The 26,782-nt window shown below is 45.5% G+C and carries 27 protein-coding genes; 14 read left to right on the top strand and 13 right to left on the bottom strand.

The features are described from left to right. Both ACWJAO_RS11360 and ACWJAO_RS11355 read right to left on the bottom strand, forming a co-directional pair. The coding region (locus tag ACWJAO_RS11360; protein ID WP_449140325.1) for a hypothetical protein at window positions 1-199 on the bottom strand (199 nt) is incomplete at its 3' end. Between the two features lie 176 nt (window positions 200-375). Beyond that, the gene (locus tag ACWJAO_RS11355) at window positions 376-1,566 is read right to left on the bottom strand and encodes an ATP-binding protein (protein WP_144154268.1); all 1,191 of its coding nucleotides are present in this window, start codon (window positions 1,564-1,566) and stop codon (window positions 376-378) included. A gap of 168 nt (window positions 1,567-1,734) precedes the next feature. Here ACWJAO_RS11355 and ACWJAO_RS11350 point away from each other — a divergent pair, with 168 nt between their 5' ends. Both ACWJAO_RS11350 and ACWJAO_RS11345 read left to right on the top strand, forming a co-directional pair. Then, a complete protein-coding gene (locus ACWJAO_RS11350; protein ID WP_449140324.1) occupies window positions 1,735-2,895 on the top strand; it encodes a hypothetical protein in 1,161 nt (386 codons plus the stop codon). A 200-nt stretch (window positions 2,896-3,095) separates the two neighbouring features. Further along, window positions 3,096-4,388, top strand: a complete 1,293-nt coding sequence (locus tag ACWJAO_RS11345; RefSeq protein WP_449140323.1) for a serpin family protein — start codon at window positions 3,096-3,098, stop codon at window positions 4,386-4,388. Window positions 4,389-4,486: 98 nt separating this feature from the next. Here the strand turns inward: ACWJAO_RS11345 and ligA are convergent, their stop codons facing one another. The 3 genes from ligA to ACWJAO_RS11330 form a co-directional block, all read right to left on the bottom strand. Further along, the gene (gene ligA, locus ACWJAO_RS11340; RefSeq protein WP_449140322.1) at window positions 4,487-6,457 is read right to left on the bottom strand and encodes an NAD-dependent DNA ligase LigA; all 1,971 of its coding nucleotides are present in this window, start codon (window positions 6,455-6,457) and stop codon (window positions 4,487-4,489) included. A 52-nt stretch (window positions 6,458-6,509) separates the two neighbouring features. Beyond that, complete coding sequence (locus ACWJAO_RS11335; RefSeq protein WP_006846667.1) at window positions 6,510-7,040, bottom strand: GNAT family N-acetyltransferase; 531 nt, start codon at window positions 7,038-7,040, stop codon at window positions 6,510-6,512. A 175-nt stretch (window positions 7,041-7,215) separates the two neighbouring features. Beyond that, entirely contained in the window at window positions 7,216-8,511 is a 1,296-nt protein-coding gene (locus tag ACWJAO_RS11330; RefSeq protein ID WP_449140326.1) for a CobW family GTP-binding protein, read from the bottom strand. Between the two features lie 313 nt (window positions 8,512-8,824). Between ACWJAO_RS11330 and ACWJAO_RS11325 the strand changes: the two genes are divergently transcribed. The 4 genes from ACWJAO_RS11325 to ACWJAO_RS11310 all read left to right on the top strand — a co-directional run bounded on the left by ACWJAO_RS11325 (window position 8,825) and on the right by ACWJAO_RS11310 (window position 12,478). Further along, window positions 8,825-9,721 (top strand): M48 family metallopeptidase, encoded by an 897-nt coding sequence (locus ACWJAO_RS11325; RefSeq protein WP_288574447.1) that lies wholly within the window; start codon window positions 8,825-8,827, stop codon window positions 9,719-9,721. A 92-nt stretch (window positions 9,722-9,813) separates the two neighbouring features. Next, window positions 9,814-10,263, top strand: a complete 450-nt coding sequence (locus tag ACWJAO_RS11320; protein ID WP_287870388.1) for an NfeD family protein — start codon at window positions 9,814-9,816, stop codon at window positions 10,261-10,263. A 48-nt stretch (window positions 10,264-10,311) separates the two neighbouring features. Further along, a complete protein-coding gene (locus ACWJAO_RS11315; RefSeq protein ID WP_117694779.1) occupies window positions 10,312-11,262 on the top strand; it encodes an SPFH domain-containing protein in 951 nt (316 codons plus the stop codon). A gap of 106 nt (window positions 11,263-11,368) precedes the next feature. Beyond that, window positions 11,369-12,478: a UDP-N-acetyl glucosamine 2-epimerase gene (locus ACWJAO_RS11310; RefSeq protein WP_118140541.1), complete on the top strand. Its 1,110-nt coding sequence runs from the start codon at window positions 11,369-11,371 to the stop codon at window positions 12,476-12,478. 139 nt (window positions 12,479-12,617) lie between these two features. On the opposite strand, the gene ACWJAO_RS11305 is transcribed toward ACWJAO_RS11310, so the two are convergent. Continuing rightward, on the bottom strand, window positions 12,618-13,526 hold the full coding sequence (locus tag ACWJAO_RS11305; protein WP_449140321.1) for a hypothetical protein: 909 nt from the start codon (window positions 13,524-13,526) through the stop codon (window positions 12,618-12,620). Window positions 13,527-13,674: 148 nt separating this feature from the next. On the opposite strand from ACWJAO_RS11305, the gene ACWJAO_RS11300 reads away from it, so the two are divergent. From ACWJAO_RS11300 to ACWJAO_RS11285, 4 genes are all read left to right on the top strand, one after another. Continuing rightward, a complete protein-coding gene (locus tag ACWJAO_RS11300) occupies window positions 13,675-14,451 on the top strand; it encodes a peptidylprolyl isomerase (protein ID WP_449140320.1) in 777 nt (258 codons plus the stop codon). 88 nt (window positions 14,452-14,539) lie between these two features. Further along, window positions 14,540-15,754 carry an L-serine ammonia-lyase gene (locus ACWJAO_RS11295; RefSeq protein WP_287587388.1) on the top strand — a complete coding sequence of 405 codons (1,215 nt, stop codon included), beginning with the start codon at window positions 14,540-14,542 and terminating at the stop codon, window positions 15,752-15,754. A gap of 142 nt (window positions 15,755-15,896) precedes the next feature. Beyond that, the gene (htpG, locus tag ACWJAO_RS11290; protein ID WP_449140319.1) at window positions 15,897-17,954 is read left to right on the top strand and encodes a molecular chaperone HtpG; all 2,058 of its coding nucleotides are present in this window, start codon (window positions 15,897-15,899) and stop codon (window positions 17,952-17,954) included. Between the two features lie 205 nt (window positions 17,955-18,159). Then, entirely contained in the window at window positions 18,160-18,684 is a 525-nt protein-coding gene (locus ACWJAO_RS11285; RefSeq protein WP_264899668.1) for an RNA polymerase sigma factor, read from the top strand. Between the two features lie 65 nt (window positions 18,685-18,749). Here the strand turns inward: ACWJAO_RS11285 and ACWJAO_RS11280 are convergent, their stop codons facing one another. Together ACWJAO_RS11280 and ACWJAO_RS11275 are read right to left on the bottom strand one after the other, a co-directional pair. Further along, window positions 18,750-19,136: a hypothetical protein gene (locus ACWJAO_RS11280; RefSeq protein ID WP_449140318.1), complete on the bottom strand. Its 387-nt coding sequence runs from the start codon at window positions 19,134-19,136 to the stop codon at window positions 18,750-18,752. Window positions 19,137-19,221: 85 nt separating this feature from the next. Continuing rightward, window positions 19,222-20,682 carry an aminoacyl-histidine dipeptidase gene (locus ACWJAO_RS11275; protein WP_449140317.1) on the bottom strand — a complete coding sequence of 487 codons (1,461 nt, stop codon included), beginning with the start codon at window positions 20,680-20,682 and terminating at the stop codon, window positions 19,222-19,224. A 120-nt stretch (window positions 20,683-20,802) separates the two neighbouring features. Between ACWJAO_RS11275 and ACWJAO_RS11270 the strand changes: the two genes are divergently transcribed. The 3 genes from ACWJAO_RS11270 to nth are packed head-to-tail and all read left to right on the top strand — an operon-like array spanning window position 20,803 to window position 22,293. Continuing rightward, a complete protein-coding gene (locus tag ACWJAO_RS11270) occupies window positions 20,803-20,997 on the top strand; it encodes a hypothetical protein (RefSeq protein ID WP_006846653.1) in 195 nt (64 codons plus the stop codon). Between the two features lie 31 nt (window positions 20,998-21,028). After that, window positions 21,029-21,640 (top strand): OmpH family outer membrane protein, encoded by a 612-nt coding sequence (locus tag ACWJAO_RS11265; RefSeq protein WP_144154402.1) that lies wholly within the window; start codon window positions 21,029-21,031, stop codon window positions 21,638-21,640. A 5-nt stretch (window positions 21,641-21,645) separates the two neighbouring features. Continuing rightward, window positions 21,646-22,293 (top strand): endonuclease III, encoded by a 648-nt coding sequence (nth, locus tag ACWJAO_RS11260; protein WP_144154400.1) that lies wholly within the window; start codon window positions 21,646-21,648, stop codon window positions 22,291-22,293. A 75-nt stretch (window positions 22,294-22,368) separates the two neighbouring features. On the opposite strand, the gene aroC is transcribed toward nth, so the two are convergent. From aroC to ACWJAO_RS11245, 3 genes are read right to left on the bottom strand one after another with little or no spacing between them, the layout of a single operon-like run. Next, window positions 22,369-23,493: a chorismate synthase gene (gene aroC, locus ACWJAO_RS11255; RefSeq protein WP_317572185.1), complete on the bottom strand. Its 1,125-nt coding sequence runs from the start codon at window positions 23,491-23,493 to the stop codon at window positions 22,369-22,371. A 26-nt stretch (window positions 23,494-23,519) separates the two neighbouring features. Further along, a complete protein-coding gene (locus ACWJAO_RS11250) occupies window positions 23,520-24,122 on the bottom strand; it encodes an FKBP-type peptidyl-prolyl cis-trans isomerase (RefSeq protein ID WP_144154396.1) in 603 nt (200 codons plus the stop codon). 8 nt (window positions 24,123-24,130) lie between these two features. Further along, window positions 24,131-24,415 (bottom strand): hypothetical protein, encoded by a 285-nt coding sequence (locus ACWJAO_RS11245; RefSeq protein WP_006846647.1) that lies wholly within the window; start codon window positions 24,413-24,415, stop codon window positions 24,131-24,133. Window positions 24,416-24,744: 329 nt separating this feature from the next. Here ACWJAO_RS11245 and ACWJAO_RS11240 point away from each other — a divergent pair, with 329 nt between their 5' ends. Further along, window positions 24,745-25,098 (top strand): hypothetical protein, encoded by a 354-nt coding sequence (locus ACWJAO_RS11240; RefSeq protein ID WP_449140316.1) that lies wholly within the window; start codon window positions 24,745-24,747, stop codon window positions 25,096-25,098. 385 nt (window positions 25,099-25,483) lie between these two features. Here the strand turns inward: ACWJAO_RS11240 and ACWJAO_RS11235 are convergent, their stop codons facing one another. Together ACWJAO_RS11235 and ACWJAO_RS11230 are read right to left on the bottom strand one after the other, a co-directional pair. Then, the gene (locus ACWJAO_RS11235; RefSeq protein ID WP_153072405.1) at window positions 25,484-25,579 is read right to left on the bottom strand and encodes a smalltalk protein; all 96 of its coding nucleotides are present in this window, start codon (window positions 25,577-25,579) and stop codon (window positions 25,484-25,486) included. 81 nt (window positions 25,580-25,660) lie between these two features. Continuing rightward, a complete protein-coding gene (locus tag ACWJAO_RS11230) occupies window positions 25,661-26,317 on the bottom strand; it encodes an HU family DNA-binding protein (RefSeq protein ID WP_449140315.1) in 657 nt (218 codons plus the stop codon). Window positions 26,318-26,782: the final 465 nt, after the last annotated feature.

Here is a 26,782-nt window from a genome sequence, read left to right as displayed (position 1 = left end):
CCTCAGATTCCATTTCCTGGATAGAAACTCGCTGACCGAAAAGGTTCTTACGACCTTTGGCAGCCCATTCATCTACATGCTCCGCCATTGGTGATGATGGAGTAATAGGGTAGATAGCAGCAACCTCAGTAAACATGTAGCTTACGTGTGCGGCAGCTGTGTTACCATCACAAGTGATAAATTTTTTCTCTTTAGCCATTTTACTTTTAGATAAAATATTAAAAATGTTTTGTATTTAATTCATTCTTATTCTAATGTTCTTATTCTAATGTTGAGTGTTGAATGTTGAGTGTTGAGTTAGGCTTGCGCCCTTATGTGTCTTCATGCTGATGCCGTTAGGCAATTCAACATTCAACACTCCACATTCAACATTCCCTAATATAGGAACCCCAGAAGCCATAACGGAATCCTGTTGTCCTTGCCTACCTCGGTATTGTATCGGGCGTAGATGATGTCGGGATTGTTGCGCACCTTGTTTGGAGATTGCGCATCGCAGATTCTGAACTTCTTCTCACCATCTACAATGAAGTAGTGGTCCTTGCCGGTCTGGCTTACCTTGTGGTCTTTCCAGAGCGAGTTGACGAAGAATGTTTCCATCACCTCCTGCTTGTCTATCTTGATAGGATAGATGGCGTACATCAGGTTGGAGTTGTGCATCATCACCTTCGATGGTTTCTTAGGGAACTCCTGCCCGGTAGGGTAAATCATGTTGATGAGTCGCGCATCAGCAAGATATTTGATGTAGTTCATTACCGTAGCTCTGCTGGTGTTGATCTCTTCGGCAAGCTGGCTCACGTTGGGAGCCTTGGCACCTTTTACAGCTAGCTGATAGAAGAGTCGCTTGATCTTGGTGAGATATTTCAGTTCGATTTGCTTGATGAGGAGGATGTCTACCTCAGTCATCATGTTCATTGTCTTTAGTAGATTCTCTGTGAAGTTGCGGTTCTCCAGGAAGAATGGATAGAATCCATGATGCAAGTAGTCCTGGAAGTATTTCATCGGGCTCACCTTGGGCAGTATCTGCTTGATGATGTGCTCGTGATTGCGCAAGATTTCATCGAGTGTATATGGCTGGAAACTGTTGCCAGTCTGCAGGTTGATAAACTCTCTGAAAGAGAAGCCTCGCAAGTTATAGCTTTTCACGATTCCATTGAGCTCAGGATTCTCTTCCTTCAGTCTCATCACGCTGGAACCTGTGAACACGATTCTTAACTCTGGATAGAGGTCGTAACATTTGCGCAACTCCTTGCTCCAGTCCGACTGCTTGAAGACCTGGTCGATGAGAAGGGTTCTGCCGCCGTGGCGAACAAAGTCGCCTGCAAAATCTGCGATTCCTCTGCTTTGAAAATAGAAATTGTTCATATTCACAAACAGACACTTGCGGTCAGTAGGGCCAAAGTGCTCCTTGGCATATTGAAGGAGGAATGTAGACTTTCCTACACCGCGTGTTCCCTTAATGCCAATCAGACGATCGCTCCAGTCGATTTCGTCCATCAGAGTACGTCTTACTGGTGCGTTCGTATGCTCTACGAGGTATGTATGTGTTCTGAAGAATGCTTCTTCCATGAGTTTATATCGTTTCTAATTGTTTTTACGATGCAAAGGTAATTAAATATTTCTAATTTGCAAACTCTAGATAGCAAAAAGTAACTTTTTTTTCATTATTTAGCACTTGTCTAAGTAAAAATGGGGATTTTCTGCCCTTTTTTGCACTTTTCTTTATATCTTTGCACCATGAAATTACATATTTTCAATCCAGAACATGATTTGGCTTTGGCTGCAAATCTGAAACAGTTCACCGCGCCTCATGCGGGTAGACAACTTAGAAGTGATCTTGCTTTCATTCCGGCTCTTTGGGCGGAAGAGGGCGACCTCGTACTTGTGGATGATATTGATTTTGCGAAGAACAGGGTGCGCCATTTTGGGGCTGAACTGAACAGCAAGGTTGAGTTCATCACCAAGCCTCAGTTGAAGCATCTGCTCAAGACAGAATTTCTGGACAGTGTTCATCCCTGGGGATGGAACCTGTCGCTGAAAGGTGAGTTGGAGCGTTTGGGAATGCCGGAGATTATGTTGCCGACTGATGCTGTATTAAATAAGGTACGCGAGGTGAGCAGCAGGCAATGGGCTGCCCTTCATCTGCAGCGAGGCGTGGAATATGTTGCTGAGACGACTCGCGTCAAAGAACTCATTCTCCAGTACGGCAAAGCTGTTGTCAAGGCTCCCTGGAGCAGTAGCGGGAGGGGAGTGAAATATGTAAGTGCTGAGGACTTCAGAACAGCCGGAGATTATCCTACCTTCGAAAGATGGGTGGCAAACATGATTTATCATCAGGGCGGCGTAACCGTAGAACCCTTATATAATAAGGTGAGAGATTTCGCCATGGAGTTTGAAATGAAAGATGGAAAGGCGCTCTATCGCGGTCTTTCGCTATTCGATACTATCAAGAACGCCTATTCGGGCAATGTGCTCTGCTCTGAAGATGATAAGGTGGAAATGATGAAACCGCTCATTAGCGAGGCTCAGCTTGCCGGAATCAGACAGCGCATCATCGAGGTAATGGAGCCGGCGCTGAAGGATATTTACAGTGGTCCGTTCGGCGTTGACATGATGATCTGCACGAAAGGGGAGAAGGATGAATTCTGCGAGGCTGTGCTGAATCAGGAAGGTGAGGACGTAAACAGAACCGGACTGGGCGTGGTGCCTTGCATCGAAATCAATCTGCGCAGAACGATGGGGCATGTGGCAATAGATCTCTACGAACATCTTGTGGCTAATTCGAGCGATGAGATGAAGACCAATAGGACGAACATCATGCGCGTGGAATATGATGGAAACAGATATCATCTCAGAATAAAGCCTGGCAGACCTTCGGAAGAGGCACCGCTGCATTGATTTTTTTGTACAGAACATAGATTTTTTCTGTTAAGAAATAGTAAAATCGACTTTTCCCGTGCAAGGATTAGCCGATTTTTCATTTTATCTTCAGAACTCACGATTCAGATTCCGATTCGGGAACAGCCTTTTAAAGAGGAACTGTTCCTTTGGGTTCAGGAGCGTTGAGTCATTAAAATGAACAAAAAAATTAGAGAAATATGAATAAGACAGTATTTAGTGCAGCTATTTTAGCTTCAGCCGCAATAGCAATGACTTCTTGCAGCACTAGCAAGAATACACAGAATGAGAACGCAACAAAGGCTGAGAAGATAACGGAGGCAGAGTCTGCCCGTCCGTCGGCAGATGAGAAAATGGACGAGAGTTATCTTATCCTCTCAGAGGCTCAGCAGAACATCGTGAAGAAGAATAATGATTTCGCTTTCAAGCTCTATCAACAGATCAGCGGCATGGATTCTGAGGTGGTTTCGCCGATGAGCATCGCCTATCTGATGGGAATGCTTGCCAATGGTGCTGACGGCCAGACTCAGCAGGAGATTCTGAAGGCAATCGGTTGCGAGGGTGTGAGCGTGAAGGAACTCAACGACTGTTATAAGGCGCTGATGCTTTCGGCTGGCAAGTTCGACAAGCAGACAACCGTAAACATTGCCAATTTTATCGCCATCAACAAGAATTTCAGACTGAACAGCGATTTCGCTCACACCGTAGCCGATTCTTATCAGGCTGGCGTGGAGAGCATGGACTTTACCAATTCTAAATCTGCCACTCGCATTAATGACTGGTGCAAGAAGCAGACTAAAGGCATGATTCCTAGCATCATCGACCAGGTAGACCCTGCAGCCGTTTCTTACCTTCTGAATGCTATTTATTTTAATGGAACCTGGCAGGAGAAGTTTGATGCGAAGAACACTAGACTCGAGAACTTCAGCGGTTACACCCGCGATATTAAGAAGGTGAACATGATGCACCAGAACAAGAAGTTTGCCTATACTGAAAATGATATGTTGCAGGCTGTAGAGCTGCCATACGGAAATGGAAGTTATCAGATGACCGTTCTTCTTCCTAAGGCTGGCAAGAGCATCAGCGAGGTGATGAAGGAGATGGATGCTGATAAACTTCAGAAGTTGAGTAATGACATGGACCGTTGCCAGGTAGATTTGAAATTCCCAAAGTTTACCACAGAGATGGATTTGTCGCTTAATCAGATTATCAGTAAATTGGGCGCTCCAAGCATCTTCCAGCCAGGCACGGCAGATTTCAGCCGTTTTGCCAATGGCAGCTTCTACGTATCGAAGATGTTGCAGAAGGCAAAGATTGAGGTAAGCGAGCGTGGAACAAAGGCTGCTGCCGTAACAGCTGCTGTGATGCTGACCTCACTGGGTCCTAACGAGATGAAACGTGTAGAATTTCATGCCAACCGCCCATTCGTTTATTTCATTACCGAACGTAACAGTGGCGCCATTCTCTTCATGGGTCAGTTCCTGGGAGAATAATAACAGAGAATTTGCAGGTTCTTAAAACTAGAAAAGCGAAAGCCAAGTCCGTAATCCGGAATCTGGCTTTCGCTTTTTATTTCGCTTTATTCACTTGTTTACTCCTGAAACTTTTCTATGAACTCATCCTCAGTAATGATTGGAATATTGAGTTCATGGGCTTTCTTGTTCTTCGAACTCTGCGAAGCTGCATCGTTGTTAATCAGGAAGTTAGTACTCTTGCTCACGCTTCCCGTAACCTTGCCGCCCTGGCTTTCAATATAAGCTTTCAGCTCGTTGCGGTTCTTGTAATGATGCACATCTCCGGTTACGACGAAAGTCAGCCCTTGGCATTTATTTCCCATTTCTACAGGCTCCTGCTCCTCGATAATCAGCTCGGACAGCAGATGCTGCACATGCTGGAAATGAACATCATCCTTGAACCAGGCGATAAACTTGGCACTCTTTTCAGGTCCAATACCATCAATGCTTGCAAACTCATCATCGAACATGCTCAGGTGCGCCGTTTCTATCAGTTCCTTCACCTTGTAACGGCTGAGCAGTTTTTTAGCCACATCGCCGCCGCAGAGCGGAATATTCAAGGCGTAGAGCAGATGACGGCCATCAGTATGACGGCTTTTCTCTACACTCTCCAGAAGATTGCTTACGCTCTTCTTGCCAAATCCTTCGAAACAGGAAATCTCGAACGCATAATTCTTCAGTTTGTAGAAATCTGCATATTCCCTGATAAAACCATGATTGATGAATTTCCAGACAGTCTGTTCTGAGATTCCGTCAATATTGATTCCTTCCTTGCTGACGAAGCGGGCAAATTTCTTAAGTTGTTTGGCTGGGCAGGCTGCATTGGTGCAATGGAGAGTCTTGGTGCCGCTCTCACTCTCGCGCACTACGGCTGGCGCATGGCAGACCGGACATTCATTGGGAATGACAAAACTCCCCACAACCTCTGTAATATTGATTACCTTCGGGATAATCTTATTGGCCTTGATGACCTGCAGTCTGGTTCCCTTGTCGCCAATGCCCAGACGCTCGCATTCGCTTACATTGCAGAGCGAGGCACGCTGCACGGTGGTTCCTTCAAGTTCTACCGGTTTAAAAACAGCTACAGGCGTGATGGTGCTGGCTGCGCACGACCATTCTATGTGGTCGAGTTCTGTCTCTGCATGCTCATCTTGCCATTTAAAGGCAAATCCTGCCCTCGTAGCGTGGTGGCCTGTAACCGACCCCGTAGCTGCATAAGCCGTATCATCGTAGCAAATCACCAGTCCGTCTACCGGGAAAGGATTCTTCTTGCTTGTCACCTTCTCCGTAAACTTGTCTATTTCCAGCTGGATATTTTCGGTGGTAGGGTGGTCAATACGCTCACGTTCTACAGGATTCATTCCCAGGTCTTTCAGCATCTGCATGCGTTCGCCCCATGAGGTAAGTTCCCGCTCAGTATAAACCAGGGTGAACGGAATCCATTGGATGTGGCGCTGCTTCACCTCATCAATATCCTTCAGCGTGAGTGAGCCTGAAGCAAGGTTGCGTGGATTGGCGTAATCGCCTTCGCTTTCGATGATGAACTGTTCGAAATCAGTATACGAAATGACGGCTTCTCCTCTTACTACAAGATGTCCTTTCTCTGAAATGGTAGCAGGAATGCCTGAAATGGCTGGAGCCAAGTGGGTAATGTTGGTGCCGATGTGTCCGTTCCCGCGGGTAACGATTTTGGTGAGTTTTCCGCCGTCATAGGTTACTACGAGGGTCAGTCCGTCCAGTTTCCATGAAATCCAGATAGGGCGGTCTTCTGCCCATTTTACAAGATCACTTACCTGTTTGGTCTTAGCCAGAGAGAGGGCGGCAAATTCATGCTCCTCTTTCTTTCCTACGATAGAATCTTCTGACACGCGATTAGTAGGGGAGTCAGGCAGAATTTCGCCTGTTTCCTCTTCCAATCTCTTGAGCTGGTCGAAAAGAGCGTCCCACTCATAGTCGGTCATGAGTTCGCCTTTTCCGTTATAATAACTATCCGAAGCTTGGTTGAGTCTTTCAACCAAGCTCTTCATCTGCAATAGTTTCTCTTCCATAATGAATGCTTGAGGATGTTAATTAAATGTTGTGTTTTTCGATGGCAAAAAATTATTCTGCAGGTTCCATGGCTATGGAGAGTTTTTCAAAGGCGAAACGCTGACCTCTGTTTCCTCCATAGTTTACACGTCCGCAGATGCAGAAACCCATCGAAGACAGAAGGTTAATCATCGGCGTATTGTCAAAGTTGGTGTCAACCTTGATGCTAGGTATTTTTTCTACCTCGCACATGCTGTTCACCTTACTGATGAAAATACGCGCTAAACCTTCACGCTGGAAACTAGGCAACGTGGCAAAGCGATGTATTACATAATAATCGCCATCAGTAATCCAGTTGCCTACTAATTTCTTATATTTGGGTTCACCATTCAATATGACTGCTCCATAGACAACTACCTCTTCATTTACTGTCAGAACGAATGCATTGCCATTTTCTATGTCTTTTCTGATGTCTTTTTCTGATGGATATTCCTCAGTCCATTGATGACGTCCCGATTCTATCATACTTTGGCGAGCCTGGTCGATGACTTTCCAGCAAGCAGCAAAGTCCTTTATGTACGCCGGTCTGAAGTTTGTCTTCATATTTTAATTACGCTTTTATTATTCGGGTGCAAAATTAACAAAAAAAAACGAATTAAACTAAAAAACGGAGGAAAAACTTCACTTTTTTTGTTCGTTTTCCTCCGTTTTTCTTGTTTTCTGCTCATTTTGAGCTATTTTCCCTTAGCTTTTGCTAGGAAGCCGGGTGAATAAGATTCTACGCCAAACACTTGTCGAGCTCAGCAATGATAGCATCTTTCTGTTCCTTGATATGCTGACCGATGAATACGATTTTTATCATGCGGTCGCCCAATTCCTGATCCCATTCCTTCTGCAGCTGTGGGTTATTCATCAAGACTTGGGCGAGTTCGTCTTTCGGCATGGTAGCCAACCATTGGCCAGCCTGCTTCACTGTTTTCTGCTTGCCAGCCTGTTCGAATACGTAGCACATGTCGCGCTCATCATCGAAATAGCAGATTCCCTTGGCGCGAACCACGTCTCTAGGCCATTTCCTTGCTACGAAATCATCGAAGAGACCCAGGTCGAAAGGTTTGCGACGATAGTAAACGAAGGTGCCGATTCCGTATTCCTCAACTTCTCCGCCTTCATGATCATGGTCGTGATGATGGTGATGATGATGATGTTCATGCTCGTCATGCTCGTGGTCATGGTCACCGTGGTCATGATGATGCTCATGTTCGTCTTCCTCGTCATGATCATGATGGTGATGATGTTCATGTGCTTCTTCTTCATCATCTTCTTCATGCTCTTCGTTTCTTTCTGATTCAATCTCCTGAATCCAACCGGCTGAAGTGGATACGGTTTCCCAATCAAACTTCTTGGTGTTGACGATCAGATTCAAGTCAACGTCACCATAGTTACATTCAAAGATTTCTGCCTTAGGCTGGATGGCACGGATAATCTGCTTCAGGTGCTCCAGTTCCTTAGGTTCAACCTCTGCAGCCTTGTTCAGAAGAATGATGTTGCAGAACTCAATCTGCTGGATGACGAGCGAAGCCAAATCTTCCTCATCCATATTCTTCTTCATCAGGTCGCTGCCGTTGGAGAATTCATCCTTCATGCGCAAAGCATCTACTACGGTAACGATGCTGTCAAGACGCAGAATACCATTCTCGATGTACTGAGGACCGAGGGATGGGATAGAGCAGATGGTCTGTGCAATAGGAGCAGGCTCGCAGATTCCGGAAGCCTCGATGACAATGTAATCGAAACGCTTCATGTCTACGATTTCCTTGAGCTGTTCTACCAGGTCCATCTTCAATGTGCAGCAGATGCAACCATTCTGGAGAGAAACGAGCGAATCATCTTTCTGACCTACTACGCCACCTTTTTCTATCAGGGCTGCATCAATATTGACTTCACCAATATCGTTGACGATGACGGCAAACTTAATACCTTTTTCGTTAGCTAAAATCTTGTTGAGAAGGGTTGTCTTTCCACTACCCAGGTAGCCTGTCAAGAGCAATACAGGCACTTCCTTCTTTGCGTTCATATTAAAATATTTTAATGTTACACTTCTTAAACTCAGTCTGCTGATAATGCTGCTTTCTCGGGCAGCTGTCATCTGGCAGTCTGACGGTTTTGCGAAACTGCAAAGATTGTGCCACACCTTGTTTTTTGCCATCTTTTTTTTCGTACACCCCTTTTTGTCAGTTATCTTGTGTTATTTTTAGGTTATATTTCATGTTTTTCTCATTTTTCTTTGGTAGTTTCAACTAGAAATAGTATATTTGCAGAGAAAATGTGTTTCAAACAGCACATAAACTTAATGAATAAACATATTTAATATACATAAGTAAGTTAAGATGAAAAAGTTTAAGGTTTTAGTTCTGACGGTTGTGACAGTCCTTGCGTTGTCATCTTGCGGCACAACTCAGACGGTGCCTCTGACCGGTCGCACTCATCGCATCTCTGTATCCGATGAGCAGGTTCTCAGGCTGTCTAATCAGGAATACACAAAGTACATGGCTTCTGCCAAGAAGTCGACCAATGCAGCCAATACGGCGATGGTTCAGCGAGTAGGAAAAAGACTTGCCAATGCTGTTGAACTCTATTTGAAGCAGAATGGATTTGAAGCCGACGTGAAGAATTATTCATGGGAATTCAACCTTGTACAAGATAAGTCTGCCAATGCATTCTGTATGCCTGGCGGTAAAATCGTGGTTTATGAAGGACTTTTGCCATACACTCAGAATGAAACCGGTTTGGCAATCGTTTTGGGTCACGAAATAGCTCATGCTGTGGCTAAACATAGTGCTGAGCAGCTCACCAAACAGCAGAATCAGCAAACCGGTACAAGTATCCTGGGAACAGTGTTAAACCAGACAGTAGGTAATGGTGTAGGTAATGTGGCAAGTGCAGTTGCCGGACAGTATTTTTCATTCCGCAATCTGAAGTATTCCCGTGATAATGAAACCGAGGCAGATTACATGGGGCTTATCTTCGCTGCTATGGCTGGTTACGATCCTCAGCAGGCCATTCCTTTCTGGCAGCGAATGTCGCAGGGTTCTAGCAGCAATCAAAGCGATATTTTCAGTGATCACCCTTCAGACGCCAAGCGTATTGCTGCCCTGCAGAAGGAAATGCCTACTGCGCTGAAGTATTATAAACCTCAGACAACTTATAAGGTAGGTTTTACGAGCAAGACTTCTACAACCAAGAAGACCCGTAGCAAAAAGAAGACTACAACCCGCAGAAAATAAGGAATTTTCCGAATCTCTCGAATCTGAAGAAATGAATTCATCTTCTCTTTCGAATCTCTCGAATCTGAAGAATCAAATTAAAATAGTTAAGTATGGAGTATTTATCTCATAACCTTTGGCTGGTATGGACGTCGGTGATGTTCATCTGCCTCATCTTAGAATTGTCTTCCGGCGATTTCTATGTTACTTGTTTTGCCATTGGTTCGCTCATCAGTATTCCTGTGGCATTAGTAGGAGCACCTTTCTGGGTGCAGGTAGTGGTTTGGGCTATCTGCTCTATGCTTAGTATCTGGTTGGTTCGTCCGCATCTGCTGAAATCGCTACACAAGGGTGGGGAAGACCGCCGCAGTAACGCCGATGCGCTGGCAGGACAGATAGGGGAAGTGACCGAGATGATTCCTGCCGGAGGATATGGCAGGGTAAAGCTGGATGGAGATGATTGGAAAGCGGAAGCTCCGCATCTTGCCGAACCGCTTGCAGTAGGCGATAAGGTTCGAATCTTAGGTCACGAATCTATCATCCTCAAGGTAGAAAAAGTTTAGGTAGGAAAAGTTTAGAGGCAACATTATTCACTTAATCGTATAAACATCATGAACATAGGAATTTATGTGCTGGTGGCTCTAGTAGCACTTGCACTCGTAGTGGTTAAGAAAACCATCGTTATCATCCCTCAGAGTGAGACGAAAATCATAGAGCGTCTCGGACGATATTTTGCCACGCTCAAGCCGGGTATTAATGTCATCATTCCTTTCATTGACCATGCCAAGGATATTGTGTCTATGAGAAACGGAAGATACGTTTATACAAACAGCATCGACCTTCGTGAACAGGTCTACGATTTCGACCGTCAGAACGTAATCACTAAGGATAATATCCAGATGCAGATAAATGCGTTGCTCTATTTCCAGATTGTGGACCCATTCAAGAGTGTGTATGAAATCAACAATCTGCCAAACGCCATAGAGAAACTGACCCAAACTACCTTGCGTAATATAATAGGTGAGATGGAACTTGACCAGACTCTTACCTCCCGCGATACGATTAACACCAAACTCCGTGCAGTTTTGGATGATGCAACCAATAAGTGGGGAATCAAGGTAAACCGAGTAGAGTTGCAGGATATTACACCTCCTGAGAGTGTGCTCCAGGCGATGGAAAAGCAGATGCAGGCTGAACGCAACAAACGAGCTACCATCCTAACTTCTGAAGGTGAGAAGGAAAAGCAGCGTCTGCTCTCAGAAGGTGAGAAGGCTGCCATCGTGAACAAGGCTGAGGCTGCCAAACAGCAGGCTATCCTGAATGCAGAAGGTGAGGCTACTGCCCGCATCCGTAAGGCTGAGGCCGAGGCTATTGCCATTCAGAAGATTACGGAAGCTGTAGGGCAGAGTACGAATCCTGCCAACTATCTCCTGGCCCAGAAATACATCAGCATGATGCAGGAAGTGGCACAGGGTAAGGATAATAAGGTGGTTTATCTGCCATACGAGGCAACCAATCTCTTGGGTTCTATAGGAGGAATCAAAGACCTTTTCAAGGGATAAAGACCTCTGAGTCAATGGATAATGTGCCCTTTGGCTCAAAAAATAAAGCACTCTGAATATCAGTAAACTGCAAGTTCAGTAAGTAAAAATATTAAACAGGATGAAAATGAAGAAAATCTGTATCGTTGCAGGCGCAAGACCTAACTTTATCAAGGTTGCGCCCGTAATTAGAGCAATTCGTAATGCTCAGGAAGCTGGTAACGAAATCAGCTATCAGTTGGTTTACACAGGAAAAGAGGATGACCCGACACTGGAATCTTCTCTTTTCGATGACTTAGGCATTCAGAAACCGGATGCTTATCTCGGCGTAGACTGTCCAAATATGAACGAACTTACCGGACAGGTGATGGGTCAGTTTGAGCGCTATCTGCAGCAGAATGCTACAGATGTTGTCATTGTGGTTGATGATCTGGCTTCAACCATGGCCGTGGCTATAGTCACCAAGAAGCAGGGTGTGCAGCTTGCTCATATTGCAGCAGGAACCCGCAGTTTTGACATTACCATGCCAAAGGAAATCAACCGTCTGGTCATTGATGGCTTGTCAGATATTCTCTTTACCGCAGGCATTTCAAACAACAGCATCGCAAACAAGGAAGGTGCAGAATTGTCTAAGGTTTATATGGTAGGAAATGTACTTATCGACAACATCCGTTTCCTTCAGTCTAAAATGCAGCGTCCTGAAGTCATGGACGAGTTTCATCTGAAAGAAGGCGAATATATGGTTTTGACCTTGAACCGCAAGGCCATCGTCAATAACATTGATGAGATGAAATCGCTCATTTCTGTCATAGATGAAGAGGCGCGCCAGGCTGGAGTGAAGGTGATTGCTCCACTTCGAGGTAAAGCCTTGGGCTTCGTGCTCGCATTCAAGGCTTATCAGGAAGAGAGTAATCATCAGAGTGGAATCCAGGTGGTTCAGCCGCTCGATTATCTGTCGTTTGCTTATCTTACAGCTCACGCTAAAGGTGTGATTACCGATTCGGGTAATGTGGCTGAAGAAGCTACCTTCAATGGGGTTCCTTGCATTACGCTCAACAGCTATACTGAGCATATTGAAACTGTAAAGGTGGGTACTAACGAACTGGTTGCTGAAGATCCGGAGTTACTGAAGCAAACTATGCAGAAACTTCTGAAGGGTGAATGGAAGAAAGCAGGCATTCCTGACAGATGGGATGGCCGCTCAGCAGAAAGAATAGTCCAGATTCTCGCTGAATAGAATCTAAACTCATAGGTATAATCTCATGGAGAGAGATAATTCTATGTAAACTGATTCTTTTCAGAATAAACTTAGAGGTTCACTTCAATATCGTTATATTGAAAAGTGAACCTCTTTCTTTTTATGCTTTATCTTTTCCTTAATCTTTTTCAGGCGCCTTTGGCACAGGATAGTCGTATTGCTTGAAATAGGACGGCGTCTTATTATCATACCATACTCCTTCTACGTTTAAGCCGATAGAGAAAGTTTTTTTGGAATTAGTGTATCTTACGCCGGCGCCTAAAACGTTGGCGCCAGGTACTCCCATTCCGTAGCCACCCGGCATGATTCCTCTTCCCATACCCCAAGGATACATTCCGTAGCCCCAAGGCGAATAGCCGTATGGGCCATAGCCATAACCGCCATAACGGTCGTAGAGAGAATTGTAATTGTTGGCTACACTAAGCTGACCGTAAACGTAAGCCTCCCAATGCTCATTAAACTGGTAGCCCAAAATGCCGTAGACTCCACCGTCATGATAACTGTCTCCACCATAGTTTACGTTGTTGATATATGTGCCCAGAGCCAACCAAAGTTTGTTGTCTTTGGTGAGTGGCGTTAGGTAGGTTGCATCAATGGTCTGAGTGAAACCGCCTCTGTGAGGCACATTCTTGCCGAATGTGGCAAAGGCAGAAAGATCTACCGAGAGATTCAATCCCTTGTGCAGCCCCCAGCCATAGCCCAACGGATAACTCAAGTTGTTGGTAAGGTTGGAGATGGGATTATTATAATAGGTGCTGTCTAGCGAAGCATCACCCAGCAATCCGTTTTTGCCGAGAGTTTCTTTCTTATCTGATAGTCGGGCAGGAGTCATATATGCATTCTTCACCGGTTTCCCCTGATAAATCATAGGTTTTCCTGCCTGGTAAACCGTATCGCCAGGCAGCAACCATTCTTCGCGCGGACTGTCCGGACTGTGCAATGGTCCGAAGCTTACCTGTTGCTGAGCACTTGCTTCAGTAGTGAGGAAAGTGCAAAAAGCGATGATAATATATATTTTTTTCTTCATAATTGATTGCATTTTCTGTCTTCTGCTGCAAAGATATGAAGAATGTATGAAACAAAGGAACTTTTCCCGCATAAAAAATCAATTTTTTAGAATAAAATCATTATCTTTGCATCCGATAACATAAATAGATGTAAAATTATACAAAAATATGAAGAAGATCATCAGATTATTGACACTCGCTCTTCTTACGGTGCCTGTTACGACATTCGCTCAGAGTGAAGGCAATCAGAACACATCAGAACCAGCCGGGAAAGTTGTGGCGTCTAAGCCCGATTCTCTGCTCGACTGGGAAACACCGCACGATCCAACCTGCCCTCAGGTGTTGCTGGAAACTACGATGGGCAACATTCTCGTGGCTCTCTACAACGATACTCCCAAGCATCGGGATAATTTCCTGAAACTTGTTAATTCGGGCTATTATGATGGTTGCATCTTTCAGCGTGTCATCAAGAATTTCATGATTCAGGGTGGCGATTATTCATGCAGAAAGGTGAACCTGGAAAAGCCGCAGAAGTTTGATGTAAACTATACGGTTCCGGCAGAAATCATCTATCCTAAATATTATCATAAGCGCGGACAGCTCTGTGCTGCTCGCGAAGGAGATGATGAAAATCCGACCAAAGCTTCGGCGTCTACTGATTTCTACATCACCTGGGGCAGAAATTTTTCTCCACGGCAGATGGAATATTATGTAGAAAAACTGAAACGGGACGGCAAGTATTACGCCATTCCTTCAGAACAGTTGCAGAAGGGCTACATCAAGCATGGTGGTGTTCCTCACCTTGACAACGGCTACACTGTATTCGGAGAGGTGCTTGAAGGCATGGATGTGGTTGATAAGATTCAGAATGTGGCTACCGATAAGGCAAACAACGACAGACCTCTCACGGATATCATCATCCTGAAAGCCAAACAGATGAAGTAACTTTCGGATGGTAAACTGAAGAAAAAATAAGTAACTGAGCCCATTAAAAGGGAAAAATCGATAAGTAAAAATATTAAATACGAGAAAAATGAAGTCATTAAAGGAATTATATAGAGTAGGTAAGGGACCATCGAGCAGTCATACGATGGGGCCTCAGCGTGCAGCCAAACTTTTTCTGGAGCGTTGCCCTAACGCTTCTTATTATGAAGTAACCCTCTATGGAAGTCTGGCTGCTACAGGCAAGGGACACATGACTGATGTGGCAATAGAAGAAGTGCTCAGACCTCATAAAACTGTGAATATTATCTGGCAGCCACAGACTTTCCTACCTTATCATCCCAACGGAATGAAATTTGTGGGCAAGGATCTGAACGGCGATATTATTGATGAATGGACCGTTTACAGTATTGGTGGTGGAGCCATATCAGATGGTACTGCCGGCAACGAAGAGCTGGGCGCCAAGGATGTTTATGATTTGAACAAGCTCGCCGACATCAAGCAATGGTGCTATGATAACGGACGCTCATTCTGGGAGTATGTTGAGAAATGTGAATCGGAAGATATCTGGGATTATCTCGACATGGTTTGGCAAACGATGAAGCAGAGCATCAGGAATGGTTTGGACCATGAAGGTGTTTTGCCTGGTCCGCTGAAGCTACAGCGTAAGGCTGCCACCTATTATATAAAGGCGAAGGGTTACCGTGCTTCCCTGCAGAGCCGCGGCTTGGTTTATGCTTATGCGCTGGCTGTGAGCGAAGAGAATGCTTCAGGTGGCACCATCGTTACAGCTCCTACCTGTGGCGCCTGTGGCGTATTGCCAGCTGTACTCTACCACATGTTTACTTCTCATGATATGAATGAACAGCGCATCTTGAGAGCCTTGGCTACAGCCGGATTGGTGGGCAACATCGTAAAGCAGAATGCTTCTATCAGTGGTGCTGATGTAGGTTGCCAGGGCGAGGTAGGTGTTGCCTGCGCCATGGCTTCGGCTGCAGCCTGTCAGCTTTTCGGAGGCAGTCCGGCTCAGGTAGAATATGCTGCCGAAATGGGATTGGAGCATCATCTCGGAATGACCTGCGACCCGGTTTGCGGTCTGGTTCAGATTCCCTGCATCGAGCGAAATGCCTTTGCTGCCGCCCGAGCTTTGGATGCAGACCTCTACGCTTCCTTCTCAGATGGCCATCATACCGTATCTTTCGACCGTGTAGTTGAAGTAATGCGACAGACGGGGCATGACCTACCTTCGCTTTACAAGGAAACAAGCGAAGGCGGTTTGGCAAAGGGATTTCCAAGAGACATTTAGTCATAAAATGCTTCGCTGAATTATAAAATGTTTATCAGCTATTTTATTCTGTTTGGTAAGGGGGCTTTTATTTTGGCACGCTATTTGTAAGCCCCCTTGCCAAACAATAATAAAGTAAATACGAATAAAAACATTTTATATTATGGCACAGAAAGGTAATATTGGTGTAACGACAGAGAACATTTTCCCTGTCATCAAGAAATTCTTATATTCAGATCACGACATCTTCCTCCGTGAGATGGTTTCAAACGCCGTAGATGCTACACAGAAGTTGAAGACTCTTGCAGCTCAGGGCGATTTCAAGGGCGAGATAGGCGACACAACCGTTCGTATCTCTCTCGATGAGAAGGCTGGAACCTTGACTATCAGCGACCATGGTATAGGTATGACTGAGGAGGAAATCGATAAATATATCAACCAGATTGCATTCTCAGGCGTTACTGACTTCCTCGACAAGTATAAGGAGAATGCCAACGCCATCATCGGCCACTTCGGTCTCGGCTTCTATTCTTCTTTCATGGTAGCCAGCAAGGTAGAAATCATTACCAAGAGCTTCAAAGAGGGAAGCAAGGCAGTAAAGTGGAGCTGCGATGGTTCACCTGCTTTCGAAATCGAAGATGCAGACAAGGCTGAGCGTGGTTCAGACATCATCCTCCATATTGCTGATGATTGCAAGGAATTCCTGCAGAAGAGCAAGATTGAGGAACTTCTGAACAAGTATTGCAAGTTTATGGCAGTGCCTGTTGCTTTCGGCAAGAAGACCGAGTGGAAGGATGGTAAGAATGTGGAGACAGATGAGGATAACATTATTAATAATGTGGAGCCTCTCTGGACCAAGACTCCTAGCACCTTGAAGGATGAGGACTACAAGAAGTTCTATCACACCCTTTATCCAATGCAGGACGACCCGTTGTTCTGGATTCATCTGAATGTAGACTTCCCATTCAATCTCACGGGTATTCTCTACTTCCCACGCATCAAGAGCAGCATCGACATGCAGCGCAACAAGATTCAGCTCTATTGCAACCAGGTGTTCGTAACCGACCAGGTAGAAGGCATTGTACCAGAATTCCTCACATTGCTTCATGGTGTAATCGATTCACCGGACATTCCGCTGAACGTAAGCCGCAGCTACCTGCAGAGCGACAGCAACGTGAAGAAGATTTCTACCTACATCACCAAGAAGGTAGCCGATCGTTTGAACTCTATCTTCAAGGAGAACCGCAAGGAGTTTGAAGAGAAATGGGATGATCTCAAGATCTTCATCAACTACGGAATGCTCTCTCAGGAAGATTTCTACGAGCGCGCAAAGGACTTCGCACTTCTGAAAGATGTTGAGGGCAAGTACTATACTTTCGAAGAGTACAAGACGCTGATTAAGGACAACCAGACCGATAAGGACGGCAACCTGGTTTATCTCTATGCCAACAATAAGGAAGAGCAGTATTCTTACATCGAAGCTGCCAAGCAGAAGGGTTATTCTGTACTCCTGATGGAAGGTCAGCTCGATACGCCGATGGTAAACATGCTGGAGCAGAAGCTGGAGAAGTGTCGCTTTGCACGTGTTGACGCCGACATCATTGACCGCCTCATCGTGAAGGAAGATGCTAAGAAGACCGATTTGAGCAAAGAGCAGTCTGACAACTTGACAGAAGTATTCCGCTCTCAGATGCCTCAACTTGACAAGACAGAATTCTTTGTAGAGATTCAGGCTTTGGGCGAACAGAACCAGCCAGTGCTCATCACTCAGAACGAGTACATGCGCCGTATGAAGGCGATGAGCCAGTTCCAGGCAGGCATGAACTTCTACGGTCAGATGCCAGACAGCTACAACATCGTACTGAACTCAGACCATGCTCTGGTAAAGAAGGTATTGGAAGATGCTGAGGCCAACACTGCTGAAACATTGAAGCCAATCCTTGCAGAAATCAAGGGTCAGGAAGCTCGCCTTGCCATACTCCATCAGGAGCAGAACAAGAAGAAGCCTGAAGAGATTACCCAGCAGGAGAAGGATGATGTTCACAACACAGAGAAGGCTATCAGCGATGAGAAGGCTAAACGCAACGAAATCATCTCGGGTTATGCTAAGAACAACAACATTGTTCACCAGCTCATCGACCTCGCCCTGCTTCAGAACGGTATGTTGAAGGGTGCTTCGCTCGACGCATTCCTCAAGAGAAGCGTTGACATGATTAAGTAATCCAACCTGTAAAAAGGTTTGAATTAAGAAATAAAACTTTGCGATGCGTAACATTTCATGTTACAAATTGTTTCTATCATATGTGCTAAATGTTTCAAAACTAACATTTAGCACATTTTTTTTCGCTTTCCTTTGGTGGCTTTCCTTTTTTTTATTACCTTTGCAATATCGATAAACGAAAAACATGATTAAAAAAATCGCCATCATGGAACAAACAAATTCAAATTACAGCATTATTGCTGACTATTACTCTGAACACTACAACGAGCTGAAGTTGTATGTCATGTCCCGTTCGCTTCCGGCAGACGAGGCTGAAGACATCGTGCAGAATACTTTTGTGCGATTACTTCGAGGCGATAAGATGATTACGCCTGTTACTTTACCTTGTTTTGTATACACCATTGCCAAGAATCTGATTATCGATTATTACCGGCGCAAGCATAAGATTGAGGAGTATGAACACTTCCTGGGAGCTAGCGACTGGCTGGGAAGATATGATGTTGATGGCGAATCTGTTTTCTCTGCCCAGCAGACCAACGAGATTCTGGAGCGTGGCATTGCCCGGCTCACGGAGAAGAGAAGCAAGGTTTACCGCCTGAATCTCTTCGAAGGAATGCAGGTGAGCGAGATTGCCCAAAGTCTGAACCTCGGATATAAAGCGGCTGAGAATCGTCTGACTCTGGCTAGAAAAGAAATAAGAGATTATATGAAAAAAGAGTTGGCTAGTTAAAATGCTAGTCAACTCTTTCTGTTTATTCGTACTGCCTTGCTGAAAGGCAATTCTTAACAGTTTTTTTAGTTTTCCTTAAACCCGATTACTCTTGTCAAACCTTTATCAAGATAAAAGGTTTGGGTTACTTCCTGCTTCTCGCCCTGATGGTTGGTCAGCTTGTATGTAGCCGTTAAATATAATAAGGTGTCGGGATAAGCTGCATCATTATAATCAATATTCTTCTTGACGTAAGGCAGCTTGCTGACATTTTGTCGCATCACCTTCATCTGGTCGAAACTGATCATGGCGGTAGGAGTGAGGTGGGAGAACCGCTCATAGCTGCAGTCCTGATCAACGAGGTTTTCATCAAGAAAATCCTTGACCAGAGATTGAGCCTTGTGCTGATTGCCACACGAGGTGAACATCAGCACAAGTCCTGAAACCATGACAAACATCATTTTCTTTATCATAGACATCTTCTTTTTTATTAAGCCGCGCTGCTTTTATGAAGCTCGTTGTTTTATTTAGCACGCTTGCTTATTTAGCCACGCTTACTTATTTAGCCACGCTGCGGAGAATCTCCAGCAAGTGATCCCAAACCATCTCTACTGTAGGAATGAGAAGAGCCTCGTCTGGGGTGTGAACATTGCGAAGGGTAGGACCGAAACTTACCATATCGAGCTCAGGATAACGCTCTGAGAAAAGACCACACTCCAAACCGGCATGAATACCCTTAACCAATGGCTTTTTGCCGAAGAGCTTTTCGTAAGCCTTCACAGCCAGGTCGGTAAGCTCGCTGTTGGCGCGCATCTTCCAGGCAGGATACTTGTCGCCTACAGTTACCTCGGCGCCAGCCAGAAGGAAGGCTGCCTTTACGGTGTTGGTCATGTTCGCCAGATTGCTCATCACGTTACTTCGCTGAGAAGCTACGATGCTGATGCTGTTTTCATCGGTCATCACGCTTGCCACATTACTTGAGGTTTCTACCATCCAGGCAATCGCCTCATCCTGACAGGTAGTAAGCGGACCGTTGTCTACAGCCTGGAGAGCCATTACGAACTTGTCAGCAACAGCTTTCTCGATGACAGGTGCAGCATCGGTGCTGCTCATATTGAACTGCATAGTCTGTTCGGTTACGTGGAATTCATCTTCTACTTCTGATGCAAAGATGTTCCAGTCGGCACGAACCTGTTCCTTATCAGCATTCTTGACGGCGAAAACAATCTTTCCGTCGCGAGGAATCGCATTGTGCATTTTGCCGCTGTTGAAGCTTACGAGGCGCAGACTTCCATCCAGTTTCTCATTTTCGCGGAAGAGGAAGCGGGCAAGAATCTTGATGGCATTGGCGCGCTTCTTGTTGATGTCATCGCCCGAGTGACCACCATTGAGACCCTTCAGCGAAGCTTCCATGAAGAAATAACCCGCAGGAGCCTCTTCGCGTGAGAAGTGGAAAGTGGCATGGGTTGTCTGACCACCGGCACAGGATACGAAGATTTCGCCCTCATCCTCTGAGTCAAGATTGATGAGCATCTTTCCGGTCATAAAGCCCGCCTTCATGCCGTGAGCACCGGTCAGTCCGGTTTCTTCATCACGTGTAAAGACGCACTCGATAGGACCATGCTCAATATCGTTGCTTGCCAGGATAGCCAGCTCGATGGCGCAGCCTATACCGTCGTCAGCACCGAGGGTAGTACCTTTTGCCTTAAGCCATTCTCCGTCTACGTAAGTCTGGATGGCATCTTTGTGGAAATCGAAATCAACATCTACCAGTTTATCGCAAACCATGTCCATGTGGCTCTGCAGAATGATGGTTTCAGCATGCTCGTAGCCTGGAGTGGCAGCTTTACGGATGAGCACATTACCGGTTTCATCTACCAGCGTTTCGAGCTGATGAGCCTCACCGAAAGATTTCAAAAACTCAATCATGTTCTCCTCGTGCTTGGAAGGACGAGGTATTTCGTTGATTTTTGCGAACTGCTCGAACACGAGAGCAGGCTTCAATTCACTTTTATTCATTTTTTTTCTATTATTTTGTTTTGATAAAACATTTATTTCTGCTATTTTGTTTTGGTTATTCCCAAAAAAATAGTACCTTTGCACCCAAAAGTGCACTAAGGCACTGCAAAGGTAATAAAAATGATAAAATTAATGTTATTAAGCGTGTTAATAATTGCTATTTGCATGGCATTATTTTGCGTAAAGTTGATTTTTAAGAAGAACGGCAAGTTCTCTTCCCAGCATGTGCACGACAATCCGGGCTTGCGCAAGCAGGGTATTCATTGTGTGGTGGATCAGGACCGCGAGGCAAGGGAAGCCAACAAGGCTTATTAGAAAATAGTAATAATATAATATGATAGAAAAAATGAGAAAGAACATTTTGAGTTCAGTGGCAATTGCAGCTGTTGCTGCCCTGTCATTGGCATCATGCAACAAATCTCAGCCTCAGGTAGAGGCTAAGTCAGAGAGCAAGGCTCCTGCTGAATTGAAGATTGCTTATGTAGAGGTAGACTCTATCATGACTCAGTATACCTTTGCTAAGGAGTATTCTTCTATCTTGGAGAAGAAGGGTCAGAACATTCAGGCTACTATTGCGCAGAAGGGTCAGCAGCTTCAGGCTGCAGCAGCTAATTTCCAGCAGAAGGTTCAGCAGAATGCTTACACTCGCGAGCAGGCTGAGGCTATCCAGGCTGGACTGCAGAAGCAGAACAACGACCTGCAGGGCTTGCAGCAGCGCTTGAGCAACGAGTTTGCTGCTGAGCAGGAGAAGTACAACAAGGCGCTCCACGACAGCATTGCCAACTATCTTGCCCGCTACAACAAGGACAAGAAGTATAGTATCATCTTCTCTAAGAGCGGCGATAACCTGCTCTATGCTGACAAGGCTTACGATATTACAAAAGAGGTGATTTCCGGCTTGAACAAGGCTTACAAGGGAAAGCTGAAGAAAGAGGAGGCTGCTCCTGCTAAAAAGTAAGAGAAATGCTTCGTAAGGAAAGATACGATTTTATATTGAATCATTTCAGAATTGCGCTGCCGAATGTAACTACCGAGTTGCAGTTCGGTAGCGCATTTCAGCTTCTGGTGGCTACCTTGCTTTCTGCGCAATGCACCGATAAGCGTATCAACATGGTTACGCCTGCTCTCTTTGCCCGCTATCCTGATGCGCAGCACATGGCACAGGCGAGCGAGGAAGATATTTATGAGTTGATCAGTTCGGTGAGTTATCCGAATGCCAAGGCGAAGCATCTTGCTGAAATGTCTCGCCAGCTGGTTGAGATGTTCGGAGGTGAGGTGCCTGAGGCTGCGGATGATTTGGAGAAGTTGGCAGGAGTGGGGCGCAAGACGGCGAATGTGATTCGTGCCGTATGGTTCGGTCATGCTACGATGGCAGTGGATACGCATGTTTACCGTGTGAGTCATCGCATGGGTTTGGTGCCGAAAACGGCAGATACGCCCCGAAAAGTAGAAGATTATCTGATGAAACACATTCCGGCTGAGGATATTCCGAATGCGCATCATTGGATTCTGCTGCATGGCAGATATATTTGCAAGAGTACGAAACCGCTCTGCGATAAATGCTTTTTTAATGAATATTGCCCAAAACTATTAAAGGACAGCAAGCTTTAGGTAGTTATTAGTGATTAGTGATTAGTTAGTAGTGATTAGTTTGTTAATCACTAATCACTACTAATTAATCACTAATTAAAGTTTTATTGTTTTATTCAAGAGATAATTATCCAGAATCACCATGGCTGCCATGGCTTCAACCACTGGCACGGCTCTTGGCAAAACGCAAGGATCATGACGGCCGCGGGCAGTCAGCGTGGTGGCATTTCCTTCCAAATCTACCGTATTCTGCTCCATCAGAAGAGTAGCCACCGGCTTGAAGGCAACACGGAAATAGATGTCCTGACCATTGCTCAAACCGCCCTGTATTCCTCCGCTATGATTGCTCTTTGTTGTAATACGGGCAGCAACATCCTGATTCACAGCAGCATCTTCTGATGTCTCTGCAGCATCAGCCTTCGGGATAAAGACATCATTCTGCTCACTTCCGCGGGCAGTAACTCCAGCAAATCCCTCGCCATATTCAAAACCCTTCACGGCGTTAATGCCAAGCATGGCAGCACCCAGTTGGACATGAAGCTTGTCAAACTCAGGCTCGCCCAATCCTACCGGGCAACCCTTGATGACGCAAGTGATGATTCCGCCAATCGTATCGCCGTCAGCCTTTACCTGGGCGATGAGATCTTCCATTTCCTTCGCCTTCCGCTGGTCAGGACAGCGCACCGGATTATCTTCTATGGTATTGAGGTCATACAGATGATAATCTTTCTCCAGCGCGATGCTGCCCACCTGTGATGTATAAGCCGTGATGCTAATGCCCAACTGTCGCAAGGCAAGTTTAGCCAAGGCTCCTCCTACACATCGGGCAATGGTGATACGGGCTGAAGAACGGCCGCCGCCGCGATGATCGCGTACGCCATACTTCTCGTGATAGGTGAAATCTGCGTGAGAAGGGCGGAAGAGACAGCGCATGTTCTCATAGTCCTGAGAATGCTGGTTCTGGTTACGCACCTCAAAGCCGATAGGGGTTCCTGTTGATTTGCCTTCGAACACACCACTCAGAAACTCTACCTTGTCAGCTTCCTTTCTGGCTGTAGTGATGTGGCTCTGTCCTGGGCGTCGGCGGTTCAGCTCGCTTTGGATAAAGTCCATGTCGATTTCTATGCCTGCAGGAAATCCGTCAATAACGCCTCCTACAGCTATTCCATGACTCTCTCCAAACGTAGTGAGAGTGAAAAGATTGCCAAATGTATTCCTCATTACCTTATATATTATAAAGGTGTTTATTACTTGTTGCAGCCGCTTTCGCAACCACCTTCACAGTTGCCATCCTTGCAGTCGCTGCTGCAGTTGTCGCAGCCACCTGAGCAGCCGCCACCTTCGCCGCTGATCATCTGAGCCATCTTGGCAATCTCCTCAGCAGTAGCCTCGCGGCTCTCGAGAATCTGACCGCAGAAGTTGAGCTTCAAGCCAGCCAATGGGTGGTTCAGGTCGCAGGTTACCTTTGTATCGCTGATGTTCTTCACTACTGCGTTGAAGTGGTTGCCATCCTCGTTCTGCAATGGGATGATAGCGCCTACCTGTACGTGCTGTGCATCAAACTGACCGTTGATGGTAAAAATCTGCTTGTCTAGCTCCAGTACGCGCTCATCATAGTGCTGTCCGTAAGCCTGCTCTGGGTCCAGCTGGAAGTCGAACTCTTCACCTTTAGCCAGGTCTACCACCTTCTCTTCGAAAGCTGGCAAGGTAACACCCATACCGCTGATGAAGATGAACGGACGCTCGTCGGTTGTGCGCTCGATGAGCATCTCCTCGCCGTTGTCACCATTAGTTACATCATACAGTGCGTATGAAACTACAATAAACTTGTTTTTGTTGTTTGTTTCCATTTCTATATTTATTTTTTATTATTTCTTTTTCTTTTCTGAATGCTTACGCTCTTTACCATCTCCATGCGCTCCAGATAGATAGGGCGCCATTTGTCGATGATGTCCTGCAGACTTTTGCTCTTCTGCGAGAGTTCAGCATATTCCTCGCCGTCGGTCAGATTCTCTTTCTTGAGATCCAGCATTCGGGCGATGAGCTGTTTCTGGTGTTCCTCAGCCGCCTTGAGCTGGTTGCCCAGTTTCTCGAGACTTTCCATAAAGGCGAGAGCCTTGTCTATATGATTTTCCTGTACCATTTTGCTTGTTTTATAGGTTGAATCTTTTGCAAAGGTACAAATAATAATTGGTATAAACGAAGAAAAAGGGCTTTTTTTTCGATGATATTACAAAATGATAGTGAAAATGTAATATCTCTAACGTTCTGACGCCTATTTCGGTGTATGGTTGTTGATTTAAGTCAAGAAATAGGCGGAAAACCGAAAATATCCCAAGAAATGTTTGCGCACACAGAGAAAAGTTCGTATCTTTGCAGCGTCTTAAAGAAAAAAGACTATAGGATAATGTTTAACAGAGCCGGCGTCTACGGATGTGCAGGACTCACAAAGTAAAGAAAGGTAAAAAGATTATGAAGAAGATTATGGTATTAGCAGTAGCAATGTTCGCAATGGCAACAGCTACTTTCGCAGCAGAAGAGGAGACAAATGCAACAGCTGCTTACAACATGAATGTTAAGATGTCTAGCTTGGCTGACGCTTTGAGTTTGAACATCGACCAGGTTGAGGCTGTAGCTGATGTACACAAGAACTTCACCGCAGATATGATGAACGCTGCAACAGCAAAGGGTGAGGATCGTTCTGCAATGATTGACAAGGCAGTTTTGAAGGATCTCAAGTACATGCACGTTATCTTGAACAACAGTCAGTATCGTAAGTATGTGATGCTTCTCAACACAACCCTTATCAACCGTGGTTTGAAGTAATCATCTTTCGCAGATGAGAAAAATAATGAGAGAGATTTAAAATAAGAATCCCAGTCGAGGCTTTATCCCTTGATTGGGATTTTTTTTGTTTCCTTGAGGAACATCTGAATAATCCCAAAATCCTTAATGACCTTAATGGCCTTGACCTTAATGACCGGATTCAGGGAATCGGAAATGATAATGACCGGAAATGACCGTGACCGGAAATGACCGGATTCTTTGGGGGTTGAAAATGATAATGACCCTTAATGACTTTGACCCTTCATGACCTGTTTCTAGGCAGGAACGAAAAAGACCGCTCTCCTCATGAGTATTCTCAGAGGTGAGCGGTCGTTTTATTTTATGGTTGAGTCTCCTTATTATAATAAAGTAGGCTCAGTGTTCTTTATCCCATACAGCTCGTTACTCCGAGCGTAGTAGCGATAGCGGTCAGAATGCTGATGGCTATCTGAAGAATTGTTTTCCAAGTGTTCGCTTTCATCTTTCTTAGTGTTTAATGTTAACTTTGTGGGGGCGGATAGGCTGGGCTAGGGGCTAGCACCCTTGCCAGTCTATCCTTGGGCTATTCAAGGCCGTCGCCATTATCGCCGCTTGATTCAGAGCCTTGGCCGTCGCTGCCGGTCTGACCGGTATTTGAACCGCCTGGGGTAGAACCGCCTGGCGTATTATCCGGAGAAGTTGGGGCGTTGAGGTCAACGTTGGTCTTTCCCTCCTTGATCGCCTTGATAACGGCTGCCTGAGCACTGCGGCTGGCTACGAGGTTGAACTCGGCGTCATCGCGAAGGTTCTTGAACTCCTGACCTGGCTCCCACTGAACCTTTACACCGGTGATGTTCTGCGCGGTGAACTTGTCGGCATCCTCGGCACCCTTTGAGGTGAGAAGGAGAGAGAAGTCACCGAGGTCGCCCAGACGAATCTTCTTGCCCTCGAGCAACATCTCACGCATACAGTCTACGGCGATGTAGAGGATGGCGCTGATGTCGGCTCTCGAATAAACACTACCATGTGAAGTGATGTGTTTGGCAAACTTCTCGATGGTCATGATGTCGGTGTACTGCGAGATGGCGAAAGCGTTCTGCTTCTCGGTCTTTACGAGTTCCAGGTCCTTTGGATCAGGAGTCTTGCCTTCCTTCTTCGCCTGGTTGATGCGTGACTTAGCCTGGTTGATTTCCAGAAGATTTGCGTTCACGCTACGCATTACGATGCTGTAATTAATCATAGTCTGTAGTATGTTTAGTGTCCGTGTTTTGCAACTCCCCGGAAAGCCTCGTTCCTGCCGTTTTCGGGGTCTTCATTGATGACCGGCGCCTGCCATCATTTATAACCCGTGTAGGTCTTAAGAGAAGACCCGAGCAAGGCACAAAAGGCTGTTCTTTCGATTGCCGGTGCAAAGATACAACATTTTCGAGCAGAATGCAAGCTTTTACCCTAACTTTCTATGCAAGAAAAGCTATAAGTAGCTGTAATACAATAAGTTCTATCGGTTTTCTGTCTGAACTTTATTGCAAATAACAGAAAAACCGCTGAAAAAAAGTACAATGGAGAACTAGAATAGCTAAGCGGTCATTTCCGGTCATGGTCATTTTCGGTCATTTTTAAAAAGAGTTTGGTCATTTTGAGCTATAGTAAATATAAATAATTATTTATATTATACTATAGATGACCTTTTCTCCCCCCGAAATGA

It is taken from the genome of Segatella sp., from assembly GCF_977051555.1.
The sequence above is the reverse complement of the archived record's forward strand: the minus strand, read 5'-3'. Positions and strand labels throughout refer to the sequence as shown.